Genomic DNA, 7604 nt, shown 5'->3' with positions numbered 1-7604 from the left:
TAGCTCAGCTGGATAGAGTACCTGGCTACGAACCAGGCGGTCGGAGGTTCGAATCCTCCCGAGCGCGCCATTATTTAAAAGCTCAGCTTCGGCTGGGCTTTTTTTCTATCTGTGCTTTCTGCTATACCTTCACCCCCGTGCACCTCAATCTGATACCAAGCGATATCAATATTTGATCAGTCTTGCTGGTTATAATCGCTGCTCTCTGTGTTTTAGGTCTTGTAATTAGAGCCACTAGTTGCTGCAACCTCAACCTTGAACACAGCGGTTTTTCCTGAGTAACTACTGAGCTAGGTTGGTATTAAACACTCCCTCAACCAGATTAATTTCATCCCGTTTTAAATATCGACGTTACCCACCGTAGTTGCTCTAAAATCCGCTTAAAAGAACCAGAGAACAGGAATATTCTGTAATTAGGTATTGGTCATATAATCAAACAGGCCACTATTACAGTCTATAAAACAAGGAATTGTATATTTAAATAATGTCACCTTACGTTTACGTAAGCGTAATCACCAAGGAAGATGGGCGATGGCATCTATTATTTAAAAGAGTTGGCGTAATATTGAGGGCACATTTGGGGGAAGAAGTGACAAAAAACGCGTCTTATGGCTGATTTTTACGGAGATTTTGTAATTTTACGATCAAACCCTCATAAAATGGCGAAATAACCACCATTGATTAGCTTATTGTTAATCGGTTTGACATAAATTTACTTAACGTGGTATTTGTTAACTCGCCTATTACAAAATGAATGAAAGGAAGCATTATGGCAGATTTAGGTCCTTTGCTGTGGGAAGCAGCGACAATCATGGTTACCGGTATGGTCGTGGTTTTTTTGTTTCTCAGTACTTTGATCTATTTAGTGCAGCTGTTAGCCAAAATTGCGCCTAAAGAGATACCGAATGTGCCGGCACCGAGCCAGCCATCGCCAGTTGCCGTTAATCACAATGGAATCCAGCCAGAGGTTGTCGCTGCTATTTCAGCGGCGGTACACCGCTACCGTGGCCAGAAGGCCTGAGCGACAGTATTGCTGTTGCAATGAGATTGTGATTTTTAGGAAGTATTTTATACAAGGAGTTTGTGAGCATGTCCAAGCCATTAGCGATCACTGACGTTGTGTTACGTGATGCCCACCAGTCGTTATTTGCTACCCGTCTTCGAATTGAAGATATGTTGCCTATTGCCGAGAAGCTAGATGATGTCGGCTATTGGTCGTTGGAGACCTGGGGCGGTGCAACGTTTGATGCCTGTATCCGCTATCTGGGCGAAGACCCGTGGGAGCGCCTGCGTTTGCTTAAGCAAGCAATGCCAAAAACCCCGATGCAGATGTTGCTTCGTGGCCAGAATCTATTGGGCTATCGCCACTATGCCGATGATGTGGTCGAGAAGTTTGTTGAGCGAGCCCACGCCAACGGGATGGATGTATTCCGTATTTTTGATGCGATGAATGATGTCCGTAATTTTGAAAAAGCGGTCAAAGCCACCGTTGATGTCGGCGCGCATGCACAAGGCACCATCTCCTATACCACCAGCCCTGTCCATAATCTTGATACCTGGACCGATCTGGCTAAACGGCTGGAAGATCTTGGTTGCCATTCTATTTGTATCAAAGACATGTCTGGACTGCTTAAGCCGTATGAAGCGGAAGAGCTGGTCAAGCGAATAAAAGCCTCCTGTGATGTGCCGTTGGCCCTGCACTGTCATGCAACCACTGGGCTCTCGACGGCTACCGCTGTTAAAGCAGTAGAAGCCGGGCTCGATATTCTCGATACCGCGATTTCTTCTATGAGTCAGACCTACGGTCATACGCCAACTGAAACAGTGATTGCAATGCTGGAAGGCACCGAGCGCGATACTAACTTGGATTTGCAACAACTGGAGCCGATTTCCAGCTACTTCCGTCAGGTACGCAAGAAGTACGCGAAGTTCGAAGGTAGCCTTAAAGGGGTTGATGCCCGTATCTTGCTAGCTCAGGTACCAGGCGGCATGTTGACCAACATGGAAAGCCAGCTCAAAGAGCAAGGTGCAGCGGATCGTTTTGATGAAGTGTTGGAAGAGATCCCGCGTGTACGCGAAGATCTAGGCTTCATTCCGCTGGTGACACCGACATCGCAGATTGTGGGTACTCAAGCTGTATTGAATGTGCTGACAGGTGAGCGCTATAAGAGTATCAGTAAGGAAACGGCCGGAGTGCTCAAAGGAGCATACGGCGCGGCACCAGCGCCGGTCAATGCTGAGCTGCAAGCTCGAGTACTTGAAGGTGGTGAGCCAATTACTTGTCGCCCGGCAGATTTGATCGACGCTGAGTTGGACGTGTTAACCACGGACTTACTGGCTAAGGCAAAATCTGACAACATTGAGCTGGCACAAGATCAGGTTGATGATGTGCTGACTTATGCCTTGTTCCCGCAGGTCGGTTTGAATTTCCTTAAAAACCGCAAAAACCCAGAGGCATTTGAGCCGGCACCGGGTAGTGAGCCGGAAGTAGCCGTTGAGCAACCTGCTCCAGCGACTTGCACGGGGACAGCGGTAGAAGCATACAGCGTGAAAGTTAACGGTCAGGTTTACAACGTCGAAGTCGGCCCAAGTGGTGATCTGACCTCGGTTGAGCCTGCTGCCAGCACATCGGCGCCTGTAGCTGCGCCGAAGGCAAGTAATGCCGAAGAGTTACCTGCACCGCTGGCCGGTAATATATTCAAGATCAATGTCCAGCCCGGACAGCAGGTCTCTGAAGGGGATGTATTGGTGATCCTCGAAGCGATGAAGATGGAAACTGAAGTTCGTGCCGCCCGCAGTGGTACCGTGCAAGATCTCCATGTCAAAGAAGGTGATTCAGTGGCCGTCGGTTCGCCGATCCTAAGTCTGGCATAAGAGGGAACCATGGACGGATTATTAACTCTCTGGAACGAGACAGGAATTGCCAATTTTGAACTCGGTCAGCTGTTTATGATGCTGATCGGTGCCGGCCTGCTGTTTTTGGCGATCCGCAAAGGGTTTGAACCCTTGTTGCTGTTGCCAATGGGCTTTGGTGCGATTTTGGCCAATATTCCCAATGCAGGCTTCACCGAGCCTGGTGGTTTGCTGTATTACATCTATTACATCGGGATCGAAACGGGTGTCTTCCCGCTGCTGATCTTCATGGGGGTTGGGGCAATGACTGATTTCGGGGCGCTGATAGCCAACCCGAAAACCTTGTTGCTCGGTGCGGCAGCCCAGTTTGGGATCTTCTTTACTCTATTTGGTGCCATTTTGCTAAATGCCGTACCAGGGATGGAGTTCACCCTTGCTGATGCTTCCTCGATTGCCATTATTGGTGGTGCGGATGGCCCAACGGCGATCTTCCTTGCCAGCCAACTATCACCTGATTTACTTGGTGCGATAGCAGTAGCTGCCTACAGCTACATGGCATTGGTGCCGATCATTCAGCCTCCTATCATGAAAGCGCTAACAACACCGGAAGAACGCCAGATTAAAATGCAGCAGCTGCGCGACGTGAGCAAGACTGAAAAGATCCTGTTCCCGCTGGCTGTTCTGCTGATGACGATCCTGTTCCTACCGGCGGCAACCCCATTGGTTGGGATGTTCTGTCTGGGTAACTTGATGCGTGAATCAGGGGTTGTTGACCGATTGTCGAATACGGTACAGAACGAGCTGATCAATATCGTGACTATTATGCTAGGTCTTGGTGTTGGCTCTAAATTGGCGGCAGATCAGTTCCTGCGCTTCGAAACTTTGGGGATTTTGGTATTGGGGGCGGTAGCCTTCAGTGTCGGTACCGGTGGTGGTGTGCTGATGGCCAAGATGCTCAACCGCTTTAGCAAAGAAGATATTAACCCGCTGATCGGTGCTGCAGGGGTCTCAGCTGTCCCTATGGCTGCCCGTGTGGTTAATAAAGTCGGTCTTGAAGCGAACCCACAGAACTTCTTGTTGATGCATGCGATGGGACCAAACGTCGCTGGCGTACTTGGTTCGGCGGTCGCAGCCGGTATCTTACTGGCATTGGTTGGTTAGATTAGCCATGCGGCATAGAACCAAAACGTAGCAACATTTTGTAACGGGTAGCCTTCGGGTTGCCCGTTTTTTTTGGAAGCAAATGGTATAAGGTACAGCAAACATATCAATCAACTAAAACGATAAATGCTAGAGTTATTTAATGGCGAATCAGCCTTATGGGTGTTATTCACCACCGGTTTTTTGAGTGCGACCTTGCTGCCGGGCGGGTCGGAGGCCAATCTCATTGCCACAATAAAGCTGGGGGATAACGCGCTTTGGCTGGTAGTTGCCGTCGCGACCGTCGGCAATACCTTGGGCGGTATGACCAATTATTGGCTGGGAAGGTTGCTGCCAGATAAAACTTCTAAAGAAAAACACGGTCATAAAGCATTACTATGGCTAAAAAAATACGGCTACTGGTCGTTATTCTTCAGCTGGTTACCGGTGATTGGTGATCCGCTGTGTTTGGCCGCAGGCTGGTTGCGGATGCGCCATTGGCTCAGCTTCTTCATCATAATGATTGGAAAGGCTGCGCGCTACACCGTACTGGCATTGCTGGTTCAAGGTTTATTATAAGGAAGGCATTGAGTGCATAAGTGGATAGTGGGGATTGCGCTGATCTCACTGGCGGGCTGTAGCCAACTACAGTCTCAACAGGCCGGGGCACCCGAGTTACCGCAAGGGGTAACATTCGTCGAGCAAGTCAAAGCGGGGTCGTCGTCTGACACGCCAGTGATCCCGTATTCTAAATACCACCTTGCCAATGGGCTGACCGTGGTACTGCATAAGGATACATCAGACCCTCTGGTCCATGTTGATATGACCTACCATGTTGGCTCTGCTCGTGAGGAGCTGGGCAAATCAGGCTTTGCCCATTTCTTCGAACACATGATGTTTCAGGGGTCGGAGCATGTTGGTGATCAACAGCACTTCAAGCTGATCACCGAAGCCGGTGGGACATTAAACGGGACGACCAACCGCGATCGGACCAACTATTTCCAGACCGTACCGGCCAACCAGCTTGAGAAAATCTTATGGTTGGAAGCGGACCGTATGGGATTTCTGCTTGGTGCGGTGTCGCAGCGTAAGTTTGAGATCCAGCGCTCGACGGTGAAAAACGAGCGAGCCCAACGTTACGAAAACCGTCCATACGGCTTGGTTTACGAACGTATGGGTGAAGCCTTATTCCCGCGTACCCATCCATACTCTTGGCAGACCATTGGCTACATTGAAGATCTTGACCGTGTTGACGTAAATGATCTCAAAGCCTTCTTCCTGCGTTGGTATGGCCCGAACAATGCCACCCTGACTATCGGGGGGGATATTGATATTGAGCAGACACTTGAGTGGATCAATAAATACTACGGCTCTATCCCGCGTGGACCTGAGGTAGAAAAACCGGCCAAGCAGCCCGTTACTTTGGAAAACGATCTGTACCTGACGCTGGAAGACAAAATCCAGCAGCCGATGTTGTTGATGGCGTGGCCGACGTCATACAACGGTGCTGAAGATGAAGCTTCGCTTGATATGCTGGCTCGGGTCATCGGTGGTGGGAAAAACAGCCTGATGTACCAGAATTTGGTGAAAACAGGCAAAGTCGTGGATGCGGGCGCGTTTCATGACTGCGCAGAGCTGGCGTGTACCATGTATGTCTACGCTATTGGTCAAAGTGGCAAAGCTGGCGATCTGAAAAATCTTCGCGCAGAAGTGACCGCTATCCTCGATGATCTGGAGCAGCGCGGTGTGTCAACCAAAGAGCTGGAAGAGCTCAAGGGCATGGTCGAAGCTAATGCAATCTTCGGTTTGCAGAGCGTCAGCGGTAAAGTATCGCAGCTTGCTTCCTATGAAACCTTCTTTGACAACCCGGGTTACCTTGGGACCGAGCTGAATAATTTACGCTCAGTTACAACGGCGAGTATGGAACAAGTGTATATGCGCTACCTCAATGGTCATCCGAGTGTGACATTGAGCGTGGTACCAAGAGGGCGCACAAGTATTGAGGCGGCAAAATCTAACTTTACCCCGCCTCCGCGTATTATTCCTAAATACACCAAAGTGTCTGAGGACAAATTGCAACAGCAGATGCGTGTGCCCGTTGATGATTTTGACCGCTCGCTGATGCCACAGCCCTCATCTCCTGTTGAGGCGGTAATGCCAGAGCTGTACCAGTTCGAGTTGGCCAATGGCATCAAGGTGCTGGGTACCGAGTACCGAGAGACACCAACGGTGGAACTCCAGATGGTCGTCCCGGCTGGTCGCCGCTTTGAGCCGGAAGGCAAGGCAGGTTTGGCCAAGATGACGGCCAGTATGATGGCTGAGGCGTCACAGGAATCGACAGTCGAGGAGTTATCTTCTCGTTTGGATCGCCTGGGCAGTACGGTCAGTTTCTCGGCGGGCAAATATGGCACGGTGGTTTCTGTCACATCTCTAACCAAGTACCTGTCGGAAACGCTCGATATCATGCAGGAGCGTTTGTTCCAGCCTGCGTTTGAGCCGGCTGATTTTGCCCGCGTGAAGCAGCAGGCACTTGAAGGGATCATCTATGAACATCAGCGCCCAGCTTGGTTAGCCGGACAGGCAACCCGTGAAGTGTTGTTTGGTGGTACATCATTTAGTTTGCCTCCGGAGGGAACTAAAGCCTCGCTGGAGTCTATCAATCTGGAAGATGTCAAAGCCTTCTACCGTCGTTACTACACCCCGAATGGTGCGGATATTGTGGTCGTGGGTGATATTGATAAGACACAGTTGACGTCTTCACTGGGCTTTTTAGCCGATTGGCAGGGGATGCCCAAGCCGACATATGTGACGCCGACAATGCCAGCGATGTCAAAACAAACCGTATGGCTGGTGGACAAGCCGGGCGCGCCACAAACGGTGATCCGTTTTGCCCGTCAAGGCTTGCCGTTCGATGCAACCGGTGAACTGTACGAAACTCAGTTGGCAAACTTCAACCTCGCAGGCAACTTCAATAGCCGGATTAACCTTAATCTACGTGAAGACAAAGGCTACACCTACGGTGCTGGCGGTTATCAGAGCGGTGGAAAGGAAGTTGGTTTATCGGTGTATTACGCCCAGGTAAGAGCGGATGCGACATTGCCTTCGGTGAAGGAATTCCTCGCCGAGCTTGAAAAAATGGCAAGTGAAGGGGTGACGGACGAAGAGCTGAGCTTCATGCGCTTGGCGGTGGGACAGAAAGATGCCCTGAACTATGAAACCCCAAGCAAGAAGGCGCAGTTGCTGGGCCAGATCTTGACCTACTCGCTGCCGGAAAACTTTGTTGATACCCGCAATGAAATTGTTGCCTCTATTACCAAAGCGCGCATCGATGAGTTGGCGGAAAAGTGGTTTGACCCGGCTGATTACCAGATCATCGTGGTCGGTGATGCTGCCAGCTTGAAGCCACAGCTTGAGACTCTCGGTCTGCCGATCAGAGCGCTCTCGCCAAATATGTAATCAATGAAAGCCGGCCTTGTGCCGGCTTTATTTTTTGAATTGAATTTTACTATTGTTCCGTTAGTTGTGATTGTTACTCATAGGTAAAAGAGTTTCGATGTAATAATCATGGTAATCAGTATCAATTATGATTAATCTACCGGACTGAGTTGTTG

5 protein-coding genes are annotated in these 7604 nt (G+C 50.0%); all 5 read left to right on the top strand.

Annotated elements, in window-relative coordinates:
- Positions 1 to 769: 769 nt before the first annotated feature.
- Complete coding sequence (locus ACVA58_RS27040) at positions 770 to 1021, top strand: oxaloacetate decarboxylase subunit gamma (RefSeq protein ID WP_446513352.1); 252 nt, start codon at positions 770 to 772, stop codon at positions 1019 to 1021.
- A gap of 68 nt (positions 1022 to 1089) precedes the next feature.
- Entirely contained in the window at positions 1090 to 2874 is a 1785-nt protein-coding gene (oadA, locus tag ACVA58_RS27035; protein ID WP_446513351.1) for a sodium-extruding oxaloacetate decarboxylase subunit alpha, read from the top strand.
- A gap of 9 nt (positions 2875 to 2883) precedes the next feature.
- Positions 2884 to 4014, top strand: a complete 1131-nt coding sequence (locus tag ACVA58_RS27030; protein WP_446513350.1) for a sodium ion-translocating decarboxylase subunit beta — start codon at positions 2884 to 2886, stop codon at positions 4012 to 4014.
- Between the two features lie 126 nt (positions 4015 to 4140).
- Complete coding sequence (locus tag ACVA58_RS27025) at positions 4141 to 4572, top strand: YqaA family protein (protein ID WP_446513349.1); 432 nt, start codon at positions 4141 to 4143, stop codon at positions 4570 to 4572.
- Positions 4573 to 4584: 12 nt separating this feature from the next.
- Complete coding sequence (locus tag ACVA58_RS27020; protein ID WP_446513348.1) at positions 4585 to 7449, top strand: M16 family metallopeptidase; 2865 nt, start codon at positions 4585 to 4587, stop codon at positions 7447 to 7449.
- The last annotated feature ends 155 nt before the right edge of the window (positions 7450 to 7604 follow it).

The organism is Photobacterium sp. DNB22_13_2 (assembly GCF_052873915.1).
This window is presented reverse-complemented; position numbering and strand designations above follow the sequence as displayed.